General features: G+C 72.6%; 14 protein-coding genes and 1 tRNA gene. 6 read left to right on the top strand and 9 right to left on the bottom strand.

Features of this window, described 5'->3' with window-relative positions; all coding sequences use genetic code 11:
* Positions 1–257 precede the first annotated feature (257 nt).
* Positions 258–1,061 (bottom strand): exodeoxyribonuclease III, encoded by an 804-nt coding sequence (locus IE180_RS23520; protein ID WP_190158920.1) that lies wholly within the window; start codon positions 1,059–1,061, stop codon positions 258–260.
* Positions 1,062–1,111: 50 nt separating this feature from the next.
* Here IE180_RS23520 and IE180_RS23525 point away from each other — a divergent pair, with 50 nt between their 5' ends.
* Positions 1,112–1,603 carry a GNAT family N-acetyltransferase gene (locus tag IE180_RS23525; RefSeq protein ID WP_190158921.1) on the top strand — a complete coding sequence of 164 codons (492 nt, stop codon included), beginning with the start codon at positions 1,112–1,114 and terminating at the stop codon, positions 1,601–1,603.
* Positions 1,604–1,693: 90 nt separating this feature from the next.
* Here IE180_RS23525 and IE180_RS23530 read toward each other — a convergent pair.
* The 7 genes from IE180_RS23530 to galU form a co-directional block, all read right to left on the bottom strand.
* A tRNA-Ala gene (locus IE180_RS23530) sits at positions 1,694–1,767 on the bottom strand.
* A gap of 94 nt (positions 1,768–1,861) precedes the next feature.
* The gene (sepX, locus tag IE180_RS23535) at positions 1,862–2,896 is read right to left on the bottom strand and encodes a divisome protein SepX/GlpR (protein WP_190158922.1); all 1,035 of its coding nucleotides are present in this window, start codon (positions 2,894–2,896) and stop codon (positions 1,862–1,864) included.
* A gap of 136 nt (positions 2,897–3,032) precedes the next feature.
* The gene (locus IE180_RS23540) at positions 3,033–3,626 is read right to left on the bottom strand and encodes a GNAT family N-acetyltransferase (protein WP_093878802.1); all 594 of its coding nucleotides are present in this window, start codon (positions 3,624–3,626) and stop codon (positions 3,033–3,035) included.
* Positions 3,627–3,640: 14 nt separating this feature from the next.
* Positions 3,641–4,111, bottom strand: a complete 471-nt coding sequence (locus IE180_RS23545; protein ID WP_190159001.1) for a MogA/MoaB family molybdenum cofactor biosynthesis protein — start codon at positions 4,109–4,111, stop codon at positions 3,641–3,643.
* A 92-nt stretch (positions 4,112–4,203) separates the two neighbouring features.
* Positions 4,204–4,689: a cyclic pyranopterin monophosphate synthase MoaC gene (moaC, locus tag IE180_RS23550; protein WP_190158923.1), complete on the bottom strand. Its 486-nt coding sequence runs from the start codon at positions 4,687–4,689 to the stop codon at positions 4,204–4,206.
* A 59-nt stretch (positions 4,690–4,748) separates the two neighbouring features.
* Positions 4,749–6,017, bottom strand: a complete 1,269-nt coding sequence (gene glp / locus IE180_RS23555) for a molybdotransferase-like divisome protein Glp (RefSeq protein ID WP_190159002.1) — start codon at positions 6,015–6,017, stop codon at positions 4,749–4,751.
* 145 nt (positions 6,018–6,162) lie between these two features.
* Complete coding sequence (gene galU / locus IE180_RS23560) at positions 6,163–7,074, bottom strand: UTP--glucose-1-phosphate uridylyltransferase GalU (protein WP_190158924.1); 912 nt, start codon at positions 7,072–7,074, stop codon at positions 6,163–6,165.
* Positions 7,075–7,178: 104 nt separating this feature from the next.
* Here galU and IE180_RS23565 point away from each other — a divergent pair, with 104 nt between their 5' ends.
* Positions 7,179–7,766, top strand: a complete 588-nt coding sequence (locus IE180_RS23565) for a 5-formyltetrahydrofolate cyclo-ligase (protein ID WP_190158925.1) — start codon at positions 7,179–7,181, stop codon at positions 7,764–7,766.
* Here IE180_RS23565 and IE180_RS23570 read toward each other — a convergent pair.
* Positions 7,763–10,510: a penicillin acylase family protein gene (locus tag IE180_RS23570; protein ID WP_190158926.1), complete on the bottom strand. Its 2,748-nt coding sequence runs from the start codon at positions 10,508–10,510 to the stop codon at positions 7,763–7,765. The genes IE180_RS23565 and IE180_RS23570 overlap by 4 nt on opposite strands.
* Before the next feature lie 214 nt (positions 10,511–10,724).
* Here IE180_RS23570 and IE180_RS23575 point away from each other — a divergent pair, with 214 nt between their 5' ends.
* The 4 genes from IE180_RS23575 to IE180_RS23590 all read left to right on the top strand — a co-directional run bounded on the left by IE180_RS23575 (position 10,725) and on the right by IE180_RS23590 (position 15,383).
* Entirely contained in the window at positions 10,725–12,371 is a 1,647-nt protein-coding gene (locus IE180_RS23575; protein WP_229860797.1) for a potassium/proton antiporter, read from the top strand.
* Between the two features lie 258 nt (positions 12,372–12,629).
* Complete coding sequence (locus IE180_RS23580; RefSeq protein ID WP_190158927.1) at positions 12,630–13,910, top strand: MFS transporter; 1,281 nt, start codon at positions 12,630–12,632, stop codon at positions 13,908–13,910.
* 68 nt (positions 13,911–13,978) lie between these two features.
* Positions 13,979–14,308 carry an FmdB family zinc ribbon protein gene (locus IE180_RS23585; protein ID WP_190158928.1) on the top strand — a complete coding sequence of 110 codons (330 nt, stop codon included), beginning with the start codon at positions 13,979–13,981 and terminating at the stop codon, positions 14,306–14,308.
* Positions 14,309–14,537: 229 nt separating this feature from the next.
* Positions 14,538–15,383, top strand: coding sequence for an S-methyl-5'-thioadenosine phosphorylase (locus tag IE180_RS23590; protein WP_190158929.1), 846 nt, complete (start codon positions 14,538–14,540; stop codon positions 15,381–15,383).
* Positions 15,384–15,415 lie beyond the last annotated feature (32 nt).

Raw genomic sequence — 15,415 nt, forward strand, 5'->3', positions numbered from 1 at the left:
CTTCGAGGGACCTTCACCACCTCCGCCCCACGGTCGCCGCACCCACCGGGGGACGGGAGGACCGAGGGGGACCGACCGGGCGCCGACGGCCGCCGCGGCGGCGGTCACGGCCTTCGCGCCGACCGGCCGCGGCGGGGGCGGGGGCGGGGGCGACGGGGCCGGGAGGATCCCGACGGCCGGCGACCGCACCACGGGGAGCGGAGCCGGCGAGGGGACGGGCACCGCACCGCGCGGGAGGAACCACGAGCGGGAGGGAACTACCACTCGTAGACGGCGGTCACGGGCGCGTGGTCGCTCCACCGCTCCCCGTGGGTCGCGGCCCGCTCGACGTACGCCTTGACGGCCTTGGCGGCGAGTCCGGGGGTGGCGATCTGGTAGTCGATGCGCCAGCCGGCGTCGTTGTCGAAGGCGCGCCCGCGGTAGGACCACCAGGAGTAGGGCCCCTCCTGCTCGGGGTGGAGCTCCCGCACGACGTCCACGTACCCCCCGTCCCCCTCGTCGAGGACCCGGGAGAGCCACTCCCTCTCCTCGGGCAGGAAACCGGCGTTCTTCTTGTTGGCCTTCCAGTTCTTGAGGTCGGCCTCGCGGTGGGCGATGTTCCAGTCGCCGCAGACGACGACCTCGCGCCCGTCGGCGGCGGCGCGGGTCCTGAGGTCCTTCAGGTAGGGCAGGAACTCGCCCATGAACCGGTACTTCTCGTCCTGGCGCTCGGTGCCGACCTCGCCCGAGGGGAGATACAGACTGGCGACGGTCACACCGGGCAGATCGGCCTCGACGTACCGGCCGCCGGCGTCGAACTCGGCGGACCCGAAGCCGACGCGCACGGCGTCGGGCTCGCGGCGCGTGTAGAGCGAGACCCCGGCGCGCCCCTTGGTGGCGGCGGGGGCGTGGACGGTGAACCAGCCCTCGGGGCTTCGCACCTCCTCGGGCAGCTGCGCCTCCTCGGCGCGCACCTCCTGGAGGCAGACGGCGTCGGCGGAGGTGCCGGCCAGCCACTCGACGAAGCCCTTCTTGGCGGCGGCGCGGAGGCCATTGACATTCACGGAGGTCACGGTGAGCATCCCGGGAGAATACCGACACCCGGCAATCGCATACATGTACGATCCGCCGTATGGACATCCGGCCCACGCCCTACGACCACCCCGACGCCGTCGCACTCGACGCCGCGGTGCAGGCCGAGTACGCCGCCCGCTACGACGACGAGGGCGACGTCACACCGCTGGACGCCGGCATGTTCGTCCCGCCCCGGGGCCTCTACCTCCTCGCCTACGACCCCGGGGGCCGCCCGGTCGCCACCGGCGGCTGGCGCACCCAGGACGCGAACGACGAGGGCTACGCGGACGGCGACGCCGAGCTCAAGCGCATGTACGTGATACCCGGGGCCCGCGGCCTGGGCCTGGCCCGCCGCATCCTCGCGGCCCTCGAAGCCGACGCCCGTGCCGCCGGCCGCGTCCGCATGGTCCTGGAGACGGGCGTCGCCCAGCCGGAGGCCATCGCCCTCTACACCTCGTCCGGCTACGAGCCCTGCGCCAAGTTCGGCCACTACCGCGACCACCCCACCAGCCGCTGCTTCGCGAAGCCCCTGACCCGAGGCCGCCCCTGACCCGCGCTCAACGGGCGCGGGCCCGCGCGCCGCACCCCGGAAAGCAGAGATCCCGCCCGATCTTGCGATCGGACGGGATCTCCGTGTCTGTGGACCTGTGGGGATTTGAACCCCAGACCCCCTCGATGCGAACGAGGTGCGCTACCAGACTGCGCCACAGGCCCTTGCGACGTGTGAAACATTAGCATCCCGATCGGGAAGAACAAAAATCGCTTCCGCCCCAGGTCAGCCGGGGCCGTCGCGGGCCCCGGCCGGAGGTCATTCGTTGGCCGCCCGGGGGCGGTCGTCGTCGGCGTACTGGTCGAAGAGCGGGGTGCGGCCGTGGTCGCGGCCGCGGCGGGGCTGGGCGGTGCGCTGGCGGGGCGCCGGGGGCGGGGTGGGGGCCGGATCGGCCGCCGTGGAGGAGCGGGCCGCGCTCCAGGTCTCCGGGTCCGTGATGTCGATGCCGCTCGTGGCGCGCGGGGCGACCGGGGCGGTGACGTACGTGGGGAGCGGCACCGGGACCGGGTCCCAGCTGTCGCCGCGGGCCGGCCCGCGGTCGCGCTGCTGGTCCACCCACTCCGCGTGGTCGGTCTGTTCGACCAGGGCGCGCCGGTCCGCCTCCTGCGGGGAGACCGCCGGGACCACCGGGGCCGGGTCGGCCTCCGGCTCCGGGGTCGGGGCCGGGCGGCGGCTCTCGCGCAGACGGGCAGCGGCCGCTTCGGCGCGGCGCCGGTCCATCACGTACACGAAGCGCCGTCGCTCCTGGATCCGCAGGTGGACGATGTACGCGCTGAGGAGCAGCGCCGGGACCGCCGGGGCCCACAGGAAGGCGACGCCGCCGACGGCCGCGACGACCGCGCCGAGGGTGAAGGCGGCGAAGAGGAGCGTCGTGGTCCGGCGGCGCCGGGCGAGGACCTTGCCCCGGCGGGCGCGTTCGGCGGCGCCCGGGGCCGGGCGGGCCGGTGCGGTGCCGGGTGCCGGTTCCGGTCCGGGTTCCGGGAGTTCCAGGCGCGCTTCCGTCCTGGCCGCGGGCGCGGAGAAGGCCCGGACGTCGACCGAGCTCAGATGCTCGGTCTCCGCGTCCGGGTCCACGTCGGGCGTCGGTCCCTCCGCCGTACGGTCCCGCTCCTTGAGCTCCTTGGCGTACCGGCGCTCCATGCCCGCCCGTCCGGAAAGCAGCCGGATGGCGGTGCTGAAGCGTTCCGTCGGACGGGCTTCGTTCAGCTCGTCCTGCCTGCGGAGCCACATCGGCACCAAGTAGGCGGCCCAGGCCCCGACGATGACTGCGTAGATGAGGCCGCTGCTGCTCACGCCTCACACGGTAGAGGGGTTCCGCAACACGCATCGGCCAATTGGCCCGGTGTGTCGCACGATCTGGCTGATATCACTGAACTTTTTTGTGATTGTTCAGATCGATTGACGCCAACTGACGATTAAATTCGAACACTTATTGCATTCTTGCGTGGTGCCAGCGCCTCAAGAGCCCCTCCGGCACCTCCTCGGCCGTCAGCGCGAACACCAGATGATCCCGCCACGCCCCGTCGATGTGGAGATAGCGGGGCCGCAGCCCCTCCTCGCGGAAACCGAGCTTCTCCACCACCCGGCGCGAGGGCCCGTTCTCCGGACGGATGCACACCTCCATGCGGTGCAGCCCGACCACGCGGAAGCAGTGGTCGACGGCGAGCGCCACCGCCGTCGGCATCACCCCGCGCCCGGCCACCTCGCTGTCCACCCAGTACCCCACGTGCCCCGAGCACATCGAACCCCAGGTGATCCCGGCCACCGTCAACTGGCCGACGAGCCGCCCCCGGTACTCGATCACGAACGGCAGCATCCGGCCGGCGTTCGCCTCCGACCGCAGATGGCGCACCATCTGACGGAACGTGGGCCGCTGCGCGACCGGAGCGCCCGGAGGCGCCGGCGGAACCGTCGCCTCCCAGGGCCGCAGCCACTCGCGGTTGCGCCGGTTCACCTCGCGCCAGGCCGCCTGGTCGCGCATCCTTATCGGTCGGAGCAGCACCTCGCCGTCGACGAGGACCACCGGCCAGGACGGGATCACGACGCTCTCGGATGGTCGCCGCCGCGGATCTGGTCGATGGCATGGCGCAGGAGCGGCTCCAGTACGGCGAGCCCGTCGCGCACCCCGCCCGGGGACCCCGGCAGGTTCACGATCAGCGTGCCGCCCGCGACCCCGGCCAGACCGCGCGAGAGCGCCGCCGTCGGGACCTTCTCGCGGCCGTACGCGCGGATCGCCTCCGGAATGCCCGGGATCTCCCGCTCCAGCACCCGGCGGGTCGCCTCCGGGGTCTCGTCGGTGGGCGAGATGCCCGTGCCGCCGGTGGTGACGATCACGTCGTACCCGGCGGCCACCCCGGCGCGCAGGGCCTCCTCCACGGGCGCCCCGTCCGGGACGACCCGCGGGCCGTCCACGGCGAACCGCATCCGGGTCAGGCCCTCGGCGATCAGCGGACCGCCCTTGTCCTCGTACACCCCGGCCGAGGCCCGGTTGGAGGCGGTGACGACCAACGCGCGGTGGGCCGCCGCGGGAACCTCCTCGGGCCCGCCGGACGGCGCCCCGTGCTCGTGCTCGTGCGCTCCGGCCACCCGGCCCGCGCGCGTCACGCCTCGGCCCTCGTCCAGTGGCCCGACTTGCCGCCCGTCTTCTCCTCCACCCGCACGTCGGAGATGACCGCGCCCTTGTCGACCGCCTTGACCATGTCGACCACGGTCAGGGCCGCCACCGAGACCGCCGTGAGGGCCTCCATCTCGACGCCCGTGCGGTCCGTGGTCCTCACCGTCGCCAGGATCTCGACCGCCTCGTCCGTGACCGCCAGGTCCAGCGTCACGCCCGAGACGGCCAGCGGGTGGCAGAGCGGGATGAGGTCCGGGGTCTTCTTGGCGCCCATGATCCCGGCGATCCTGGCGGTGGCGAGCGCGTCGCCCTTCGGGACGCCCTCGCCGCGCAACAGCTCGATCACGCGCGGCGAGACGAGGACCCGGCCGCTGGCGCGGGCGGTGCGGGACGTGACGTCCTTCGCCGATACGTCGACCATGCGGGCCGCGCCCGCCTCGTCGATGTGGGTGAGACCTTGCTGCGTGCTCATGGCCGTGACACTCCCGGTCGCTGTGTGAAGGACGACACCGTACCCCCAGCGTCGCCCCCTCAGCCGAGGAGGACCACTTCCAGCTCGTCGCCCGGCTCCACGCCCTCCGTCTCCTCCGGGACCACGAGCAGGCAGTCCGCGTGCGCGAGGGCCGCGATCAGGTGGGAACCGGCACCGCCCACGGGTGTGACGGTGCCCGCCTCCCGGTCGTACCTGCCGCGCAGGAACTGGCGGCGGCCGGCCGGGGACGACAGGGCCCGCTCCGCGTCGAGCACCGCCCGGACCCGCGGCCGGTGCAGGTCCTCCACGCCCATCAGCGCGCGGATCGCGGGGCGCACGAACAGCTCGAAGGAGACGTACGACGAGACCGGGTTCCCCGGGAGGGCGAGCAGCGGGATCTGTTCGGCGCCGATCGCGCCGAAGCCCTGCGGCTTGCCCGGCTGCATGGCCAGCTTGCGGAAGTCGACCTGCCCGTCGGCGGTCAGCGCCTCCTTCACCACGTCGTACGCGCCGACGCTCACCCCTCCGGTGGTCACGATCAGGTCGGCCCGGATGAGCTGGTCCTCGATGGTGGAGCGCAGCGACTCCGCGTCGTCGGCGACGGCCCCCACCCGGTAGGCCAGGGCGCCCGCGTCCCGGGCGGCGGCGGCGAGCGCGAAGCTGTTGGAGTCGTGGATCTGGCCCTCGCCCAGCGGCTCGCCGGGCTGGACGAGCTCGCTGCCGGTGGAGAGGACGACGACCCGGGGGCGGGGGCGGACCTTCACGGTGCCCCGGCCGATCGCGGCGAGCAGGCCGATCTGCGGTGGTCCGAGGACCGTGCCCGCCTCCAGGGCGAGCTCCCCGGCCCGTACGTCGCTGCCCGCCCTGCGGACGTGGGCTCCGGCCTCGGCGGCCCGGTGGACCCTGACCTCGCCGCCGGCCCCCTCGGGGGCAGTGCTCGCGGCGGTCATGCCGGTGGCCGCGCCGCCGCCCGTGCCGCCGTCGGTCCACTCGACGGGGACGACGGCCTCGGCGCCGGGCGGCAGCGGGGCGCCGGTCATGATCCGGGCCGCCTGGCCGGGGCCGACCTCCGGCAGGCCGCCGGCGCCCGCGGCGACGTCGCCGATGACGGTGAGGACGGCGGGGAACTCCCCGGTGGCACCGGAGACGTCGGCGACCCGGACCGCGTACCCGTCCATGGAGCTGTTGTCGAAGGGGGGCAGTGCGACCGGCACCGTCACGTCCTCGACGAGGACGCAGCCCTGGGCGTCGAGGAGTTGCAGCTCGATCGGTTCGAGCGGGGCGACCGTCGCGAGGATGTCGGCGAGGTGCTCGTCCACCGACCACAGGCCGCGGGCCGGGCCCTCGCAGGGGTCCGCGGAGCCCTGCCCGTGGTCGTGCCCGTGGTGCCCGTCGCCGCCGTGGTGCCCGTCGTGGCCGTGGCCGTCGTGCTCGTCGTGGGACGGCGACGGTGCCTCGCTGCTGCTCAAGGTGCTACATCTCCTCGCTGACGTATCTCCGGAGCCAGGCCCGGAAGTCCGGTCCCAGATCTTCACGTTCGCACGCGAGTCTGACAATGGCACGCAGATAGTCCCCGCGGTCGCCGGTGTCATAGCGGCGCCCCTTGAACACGACGCCGTGCACCGGGCCGCCGATCTTCTCGTCCGAGGCGAGTTTCTGGAGGGCGTCGGTCAGCTGGATCTCGCCGCCGCGGCCCGGCTCGGTCTCCCTGAGCGTCCCGAAGACGGCCGGATCCAGTACGTAACGGCCGATGATCGCGTAATTGCTGGGCGCCTCGCCCGGGTCCGGCTTCTCGACCAGGTCCGTCACCTTCACGACGTCCGGGTCCGCGGTCGCCTCGACCGCCGCGCAGCCGTAGAGGTGGACCTGCGCGGGCTCGACCTCCATCAGGGCGATGACGCTGCCGCCCTCCCGCTCCTGGACCTCCACCATGCGCGCGAGCAGCGGGTCGCGCGGGTCGATCAGGTCGTCGCCGAGGAGCACCGCGAAGGGCTGGTCGCCGACGTGCGGGGCGGCGCAGAGCACGGCGTGGCCGAGGCCGCGCGGGGCGCCCTGGCGGACGTAGTGCATGGTGGCCAGGTCGCTGGACTCCTGGACCTTGGAGAGGCGTTCGTCGTCGCCCTTCCGGGTCAGAGCTTCCTCCAGCTCGTAGTTCCGGTCGAAGTGGTCCTCCAGGGGCCGCTTGTTCCGGCCGGTGATCATCAGAACGTCCGAGAGCCCGGCCGCGACGGCCTCCTCGACGACGTACTGGATCGCCGGCTTGTCGACGACCGGCAGCATCTCCTTCGGCGTCGCCTTGGTCGCCGGGAGGAAGCGGGTGCCGAGACCGGCGGCCGGGATGACAGCCTTGCTGATCCGGCCGAGCCTGGGGAGCGACTGATTCATGCCGTGAACCTTAGTCGTTCGTAATGAGAAGAAGATGTGCCTTCGGTTAACTTCCTTCACATAAAGACAGTTAAAAGAATTTCGTACCTGTACACGAGGCCGTCATGACATCCGAGTTGTCCGAAAAGACCCTGCTGCGCAGCCGACTTCTGGCCGCCCGCGCCGCACTGACCCCCGCGTTCCTCGCGGCCTCGGCCGAATCACTGGCCCGGCGGGGCATGGAGCTGACCGAACTCGCCGAGGCGGCCACCGTCGCCGCCTATGTGTCGGTGGGCCGCGAACCGGGCACGCGCGCGCTGCTCGACGCCCTCCACGCGCGCGGGGTGCGGGTCCTGCTCCCCGTCCTGCTGCCCGACAACGACCTGGACTGGGCGGCGTACGAGGGACGCGGGGCCCTGGCGAAGGCCGGCCGCGGCCTCCTCGAACCGACCGGGCCCCGGCTCGGCCCCGAGGCGGTGTGCGCCGCCGACGCCGTGCTGCTGCCCGGTCTCGCCGTCGACGGGCGCGGGATGCGGCTCGGGCGGGGCGGCGGCTCGTACGACCGGGTCCTCGCCCGGCTCGCACGCGCGGGCGTGGATCCGGCCCTGGTGGTGCTCCTCTACGCCGACGAGGTGGTCGCCCGGGTCCCGGAGGAACCGCACGACCACCCCGTGCACGCGGTGGTGACCCCGGAGGGGGTCACCCGCTTCTAGGGCTTGAGGACCAGGGTGTCCTTCGCCGCCGCGTCGACCGCCGCCCTGCCGTAGGCCCAGTCGTACAGCTCGCCCTTCGCCCAGGCGTCCGTCTGGTCCGTGTAGTTCGAGTGGAAGGCGTGGCCGGAGGCGCCGGTCAGGTTGACCCACCGGGACTTGTCCCAGTCGCCGACGTTGACGACCATCCGCATCGACGGCACCCAGATGACCTCGTAGCCGCCGGCCGCGTTCCAGCCGGTGGCGTCGACGGCCGCCTCGCCGCCGCCCAGGTTCCACGGGCCGCGGTTGAGGAGCTTCTGCACGGCGCCGGGGCCGGCGGTGCCGAGGGTCTGGTTCTTCAGGGTCAGCTGGTGCAGCCGGCCCCAGCTCCAGGTGGAGACGTCCTTGCCGAGCTTGGCGGTCAGCTCCCAGCGGGCGTCCTTCATGGCGCGGGCGAGCAGCTGGTCACGGGTCTCGGTGGGCGGGTCCAGGCGGTTGCCGGGGGTGGTCCACCACTCGTTCTTCTCCTGCTTGAGGAGCGGGCGGACCACCTCGTACCACCGGTCGCCGCCGTCCGGCTGCGCGGAGTCGGGGTCGCGCTCGCCGCACTCGCGGACGAGCTTGTTCTGCTCGTCGACGGGGCCGGTGGCCTCGGCCGGGCGGACGCTGATGCAGTCGCCCTCGGCGCGCAGCTCCTTGGGCAGCTTGTTGCCGAAGGCGAGCTTGAGGACGTTGCGCCAGACCGCGTTGAAGTAGGCGGCGGCGGCCGAGTCGGGCTCCTGGGTGTAGTCCCAGCCCTCCAGGAGCTTCTGCGCCTCGCGGACGTACGGATCGGAGATGTCGATCTTCAGCAGCAGCGGGTTGAGCAGCGTCGCGATCTCGCTGCGGTTGTCCGTCTGCATGGTCCGCATGTCGTCCGACGAGATCTTGCCGCCGTCCTTGGTCTTCGACTCGATGAGGTCGTTGATCCGCTGGCTGCGCGAGCCGTAGCCCCAGTCCTTGGTGAGCAGGTCGGGGTAGGCCTTGTCGTCGATGACGGCCTGGTTGGCGGTGACGATGTAGCCGCGCTTCGGGTTGTACTCGTAGGGCAGCTTCTCGAAGGGGATGTAACCCTTCCACTTCCACGAGGAGTCCCAGCCGGGCGCGGGCAGGGTGCCGTCGCCCTTGGTCCGCTGCGGGATCTTGCCGGGCGACTGGTAGCCGATGTTGCCGGCGGTGTCGGCGTAGATCAGGTTCTGGGACGGGACCTCGAAGTTCTCGGCGGCGGCCCGGAAGGTGGTGAAGTCCTTGGCGCGGTCGATCGCGAAGATCGCGTCCATCGAGCGGCCGGGCTGGAGGGCGGTCCACTGGAGGGAGACGCCGTAGCCGGTGCCGCGGTCGGGGGCGGCGTTGCCGACGGGGGCCTTCTGGCCGACCGTCTCCAGCTCGGAGGACCGGTCGGAGACGAGCGGGCCGTGCTCGGTGGAGCGGACGGTGATCTTGCGGTCGCCGCCGCCGGCGACCTTGATGGTCTCCTCGCGGCTGGTGAACGGCTTGACCTTGCCGTCGACGAGGTAGCCGTCGGGGCCGATCTTCTCCAGGTAGAGGTCGGTCACGTCGGCACCGAGGTTGGTGAGGCCCCAGGCGATCTTGTCGTTGTGGCCGATGATCACGCCCGGCATGCCGGAGAAGGTGTAGCCGGCGACGTCGTAGCGGCAGGTGGCCGAGACCGAGCGGCAGTGCAGGCCCATCTGGTACCAGAGGGACGGCAGCTGGGGCGCGAGGTGCGGGTCGTTGGCGAGCAGCGGCTTGCCGGAGGTCGTGAGGCTCCCGGAGACGACCCAGGAGTTCGAGCCGATGCCGTTGCCGTTGGGGCCGAGCAGGGCGGGGACGGCGTCGAGGACCTCGGAGAGCGCGCCGAGCTGGGAGGAGACCCCGCTGCTCGAACCGCCCGGGCCGGCGCCCGGGGTGTCCCCGGTGGTCGTCCCGTCGCCCTCCGCCGCGTCGCCCTTCGGGTCGAACGCGCCGTCGGCGCCGACCGCGCCCTCGTCGACGATCGGCTGGTGGAGCGCGTACGGGTACTCCGGGTACAGCTGCTTGATCTGCCGCGCGTTCAGCCGGCTCGTCATCAGCGAGCGGTCGATCTCGTCCTGCATGTTGCCGCGCAGGTCCCAGGCCATGGCCTTGAGCCAGGCCACCGAGTCGACCGGGGTCCACGGCTCGATCGCGTAGTCGCCGGTGAGGGCGAGCGCCGCGTACTCGACGGAGACGTCCTTCGGGGCGCGGTCCTTCAGGTAGGCGTTGACGCCGTCCGCGTACGCCTGGAGGTACTTCTTCGTCTCCGGGGACAGGACCTTGTCGTACTCCTCCTGCGCGACGCGGCGCCAGCCGAGGGTGCGCAGGAAGGCGTCGGTGTCGACCTGGCTCTCGCCGAACATCTCGGAGAGCCGGCCCGCGGTCACGTGCCGGCGGACGTCCATCTCGTAGAACCGGTCCTGCGCCTGGACGTAGCCCTGGGCGCGGAAGAGGTCCGTCTCGTTGTCGGCGTAGATCTGCGGGACGCCGTTCGCGTCCCGCTTCACCTCGACGTCGGCGGAGAGCTTGTCGAGGCGGATCTCGCCGGTCGTCTGCGGGAACGAGGCCCGGACGGTGCTGACCCCCCAGTACCCGCCGAAGCCGACGCCCGCGACCAAGGCGAGGACCAGGACGAGGAGGAGCAGGCGGGCGCGCCGCCCTTTCTTCTTGGCGGTCTTCGTGCCGGGGGGCGCGGTCGTGTTGGAGGGCATCGCTGTCCTTCGAGGGGCAGGGTGGTCCTGGAGTACGGGAGCAACCTTAGGCGCAGCGTCCGGGCGGCCCGGACGCGGTGTCAGGAAGAGAACCGTACTGGTGAGCGAGGAGACGCAAAGGGAGCGTCAAGAAAACGTTAAAGATTAGGTAAGGTAACGAAGTACCGGCCGCTGGAGGAACGCTCCAGCCGCACGTGAGGGGAAGGAACGGCCACTGACTGTCCACCAGCTCAACGAACTCCTGCTCATCTGCTCCCTCGTCCTGCTCGTGGCCGTCGCGGCCGTGCGGATCTCCTCCCGGAGCGGGCTCCCCAGCCTGCTGCTCTACCTGGGCATCGGCGTCGCCATCGGCCAGGACGGCATCGGCAACGTCGCCTTCGACAACGCGGAACTGACGCAGGTCATCGGCTACGCCGCCCTCGTCGTGATCCTCGCCGAGGGCGGCCTCGGCACGAAGTGGAAGGAGATCAAGCCGGCGCTGCCCGCCGCGGTCGTCCTCTCCACCCTCGGCGTCGCCGTCAGCGTCGGCGTCACCGCCGCCGGCGCGCACTACCTCGTCGGCCTCGAGTGGCGGCAGGCCCTGATCATCGGCGCCGTCGTCTCCTCCACCGACGCCGCGGCGGTCTTCTCCGTCCTGCGCAAGGTGCCCCTCCCCTCGCGGGTCACCGGTGTCCTGGAGGCCGAGTCCGGCTTCAACGACGCCCCCGTCGTCATCCTCGTCGTCGCCTTCTCCACCGCCGGACCCGTCGACCACTGGTACCTCCTGGTCGGCGAGATAGCCCTCGAACTCGCCATCGGCGTCGCCGTCGGCCTCGCCGTCGGCCTCATCGGCTCCTACGGACTGCGGCACATCGCCCTGCCCGCCTCCGGCCTCTACCCGATCGCCGTCATGGCCATCGCCGTCGCCGCGTACGCCGCCGGCGCCCTGGCCCACGGCTCCGGCTTCCTCGCCGTCTACCTGGCCTCGATGATCCTCGGCAACGCCAAGCTGCCCCACGCGCCCGCGAACCGCGGCTTCGCCGAGGGACTCGGCTGGATCGCGCAGATCGGCATGTTCGTCCTGCTCGGCCTGCTCGTCACCCCGCACGAGCTCGTCCACGACTTCTGGCCCGCCGTCGTCATCGGCCTCGTCCTGACGGTGGTCGCCCGGCCCATGGAGGTCCTGGTCAGCCTGCTGCCCTTCCGGATCCCCTGGCAGGAGCAGGCCCTGATGTCCTGGGCCGGCCTGCGCGGAGCCGTCCCCATCATCCTCGCCACCATCCCGATGGTGTCGAAGATCGAGGGCAGCGAGCGGATCTTCAACATCGTCTTCGTCCTCGTCGTCGTCTACACCCTCGTCCAGGGCCCGACGCTGCCCTGGCTGGCGAAGGCCCTCAAGCTGGGCGACCCCTCCGAGGCCGCCGACCTCGGCGTCGAGTCCGCCCCGCTGGAGCGGCTGCGCGGACACCTGCTCTCCGTCGCCGTCCCGGAGGGCTCCCGGATGCACGGCGTCGAGGTCGCCGAGCTGCGCCTCCCGGCCGGGGCCGCCGTCACCCTCGTCGTACGGGAGGACGCCAGCTTCGTACCGGGGCCCGCGACCGTCCTGCGGCACGGCGACGAACTGCTCGTCATCGCCACCGATCCCGTACGGGACGCCACCGAGCGACGGCTGCGGGCCGTCGGCCAGGGCGGCAAGCTCGCCGGCTGGCTCGGCACCGGCGGCGCGACGGCGGCCTCGCCGCCGGCCGCCACGGGACGCTTCCACCTGCCGGGGAGCGACCGCCGCCCGTCGGGGAGCGACCGCCGCCCGTCGGAAAGCGGCCGCCGCCCGTCGGAAAGCGGCCGCCATCTGCCGGAGAGCGGCCGCCGCAAGGAAACTTAGGGTTGATCCCAGGCATTGATTGGGGTGCGGGAGCGTTTTCCCAGGCGGGAAGACGCTCTTCCCTGTACCATGAAGGCACACCTGATCGAACCAACTCTGCCTGACGCAGAGCTGGCGCGACCGTATGGCGGCCGTGGCGCCCCTCCGCAGTGGGGCCGGCCCGGTATCTACCGCAGTAACGCGCATGAGGACAGCTCTCGGCGACACCCGCACCACCGTGCAGGGAGCGCGCTACCAGGCGGCAGAAAGGCAAGGACCGTGGCGTCCACGGTCATCACGGACAAGCGACCCGGCTACGGGCAGCTGCTGCGCACACCCGGCGCGCTGTCCTTCCTGCTTCCCGGCTTCGCCGCGCGGCAGCCCTTCGCGATGCTGACCATCGGCATCGTCCTGCTCGTCCAGCACACCACCGGCTCCTTCGGCAGCGCCGGCGCCGTCGCCGCCGTCACCGGCGTCTCCATGGCGCTCTTCGCCCCCCAGAGCGGCAAGCTCGCCGACCGCTTCGGCCAGCGCGCCGTCCTGGTCCCCGGCGTCCTCGTCCACACCGCCGCCGTCTCCCTGCTCGTCGCCCTCGCCCTGGCCGGCGCCCCGCTGTGGGCGCTGTTCCTGGCCGCGATCCCCGCCGGCGCCTCCGTGCCCCAGGTCGGGCCGATGGTCCGGGCCCGCTGGGCCGCCAAGCTGGACGGCACCCCGCTGATGCCGACGGCCGCCGCCTTCGAGTCCGTCACGGACGAGTTCACCTTCGTCGTCGGCCCCGTCCTCGCCACCGCCCTGTGCACCGGCGTCCACCCGGCCGCCGGTCTGATCGCCGAGGCCGCCCTCACCCTCGTCGGCGGTCTGTTCTTCGCCGCGCAGCGCGCCACCCAGCCCGCCCACGGCCTGTCCGCCGCGGCCGGTCACCACGGCGGCGAGCCCCACCGCTCGGCCCTGTCCGTCCCCGGCGTCCGCGTCCTCATCGTCGCCTTCCTCGGCATCGGCTCCGTCTTCGGCGGCATGCAGGTCTCCCTCACCGCCTTCACCGAGGAGATCGGCAACCCCGGCGCCAACGGCCTGCTGTACGGCGTCTTCGCCGCCGGCAACATGCTCGCGGGCATCGCCATGGGAGCCGTCGCCTGGAAGACCGGCCCCCGCCGCCGCCTGGTCCTGGGGTACGCGGGCCTCACCGTCGCCGCCTCCCTGCTGTGGACCGCGCACTCGGTGCTGCTCCTCGGCGCCCTGGGCCTGGTCGTCGGCCTGTGCATCGCGCCCGCCCTGATCACCGGCTACACCATCGTCGAGACCCTGATCCCCGCCTCGGCCCGTACCGAGGCCTTCACCTGGCTCACCGGCGCCGTCGCGCTCGGCCAGGCCGCGGCCGTCACGGTCGCCGGCCGCCTCGCCGACGCACACGGCGCGAGCACCGGATTCCTGGTGCCGATGGTGGGCACGGCCCTCGCCCTGGCCACGCTGCTCGCCCTGCGCTCGCGGCTGCGGCCCCGCGAGGCGAGCCGGGTCGCGGCACGTGGTATCGGTCACCGCGTGCCGGTGACGGTGGACTGATCCCACGGAATACGTCAGTATGGATCGTCGTTAGCACTCGATGAGTGTGAGTGCCAGGAGGAAGTCAAGTGCCGACCTACCAGTACCAGTGCACCGAGTGCGGCGAAGGCCTCGAGGCGGTGCAGAAGTTCACCGATGACGCCCTGACCGTGTGCCCCGGCTGCCAGGGACGCCTGAAGAAGGTGTTCTCGGCCGTCGGCATCGTCTTCAAGGGCTCCGGCTTCTACCGGAACGACAGCCGCGGCTCGTCGTCCAGCAGCTCGCCGGCCTCGTCGAAGTCCTCGACCGCGTCGTCCGCCCCGTCGTCCTCGTCGTCCTCCTCGGACTCGAAGCCGGCCGCGTCGACCGCTTCCTCCTCCTCGACGTCCTCGTCGAGCACCGGAAGCTCGGCCGCCTGACCCGCTCTTTCCCGAGGGCCCCGTCGCCGTGTGCGACGGGGCCCTCGGCGTTTCCGGGCGCGGGGGGGGCGAGGCCCGCTCGGCGTTTCCGGGCGCGGGGGGCAAGGCCCGCTCGGCGTTTCCGGACGTGGGGGGGGCGAGGCCCGCCCGGCGTTTCCGCGTGACCCGTGCAGACACCGTGCGCGACGGGCGCTCGGCGTTTCCGGGCGCGCTGCGTAGGGTGACCGGCATGGCCAACCATGACGTGTACGCGGACATCGGCGTGATCGGCGGCTCCGGGTTCTACTCGTTCCTGGAAGACGTCACCGAGGTGTCCGTCGACACCCCGTACGGCAGCCCCAGCGACTCCCTCCTCCTCGGCGGGATCGCCGGCCGGCGGGTCGCCTTCCTCCCCCGGCACGGCCGCGGCCACACCGTCCCGCCGCACCGGATCAACTACCGCGCCAACCTCTGGGCGCTGCGCTCCGTGGGCGTGCGCCAGGTCCTGGGGCCCTGCGCCGTCGGCGGGCTGCGCGAGGAGTACGGGCCCGGCACGCTCGTCGTGCCCGACCAGCTGGTCGACCGCACGAAGACCCGGGTCCAGACCTACTTCGACGGGGAGCGGCGGGCCGACGGGGCCGTGCCGAACGTCGTCCACGTGACCTTCGCCGACCCCTACTGCCCGGACGGACGGCGGGCCGCGGTCAAGGCCGCCCGGGGGCGGGGCTGGGAACCCGTCGACGGCGGCACGATGGTCGTCGTCGAGGGCCCCCGCTTCTCCACCCGCGCCGAGTCGCGGTGGCACGCCGCCGCCGGCTGGTCGGTCGTCGGCATGACCGGGCACCCCGAGGCCGTCCTCGCCCGCGAACTGGGCCTCTGCTACACCTCGCTCGCGCTCGTCACCGACCTGGACGCGGGCACCGAGACCGGTGACGGCGTCTCCCACACCGAGGTCCTGCGGGTCTTCGGCGAGAACGTGGAACGGCTGCGGGAGGTGCTCTTCGACGCGGTCGGGGCACTGCCGGCGACCATGGACCGGGACTGCCTGTGCACGCGGGCGCACGACGGCTGGGACCTGGGGATCGAGCTGCCGTGAACCACCGGCCGGAACCGTCGTGAACCACCGGC

The sequence above is a fragment of the Streptomyces litmocidini genome (genome assembly GCF_014649755.1).
Lineage (GTDB): Bacteria > Actinomycetota > Actinomycetes > Streptomycetales > Streptomycetaceae > Streptomyces > Streptomyces litmocidini.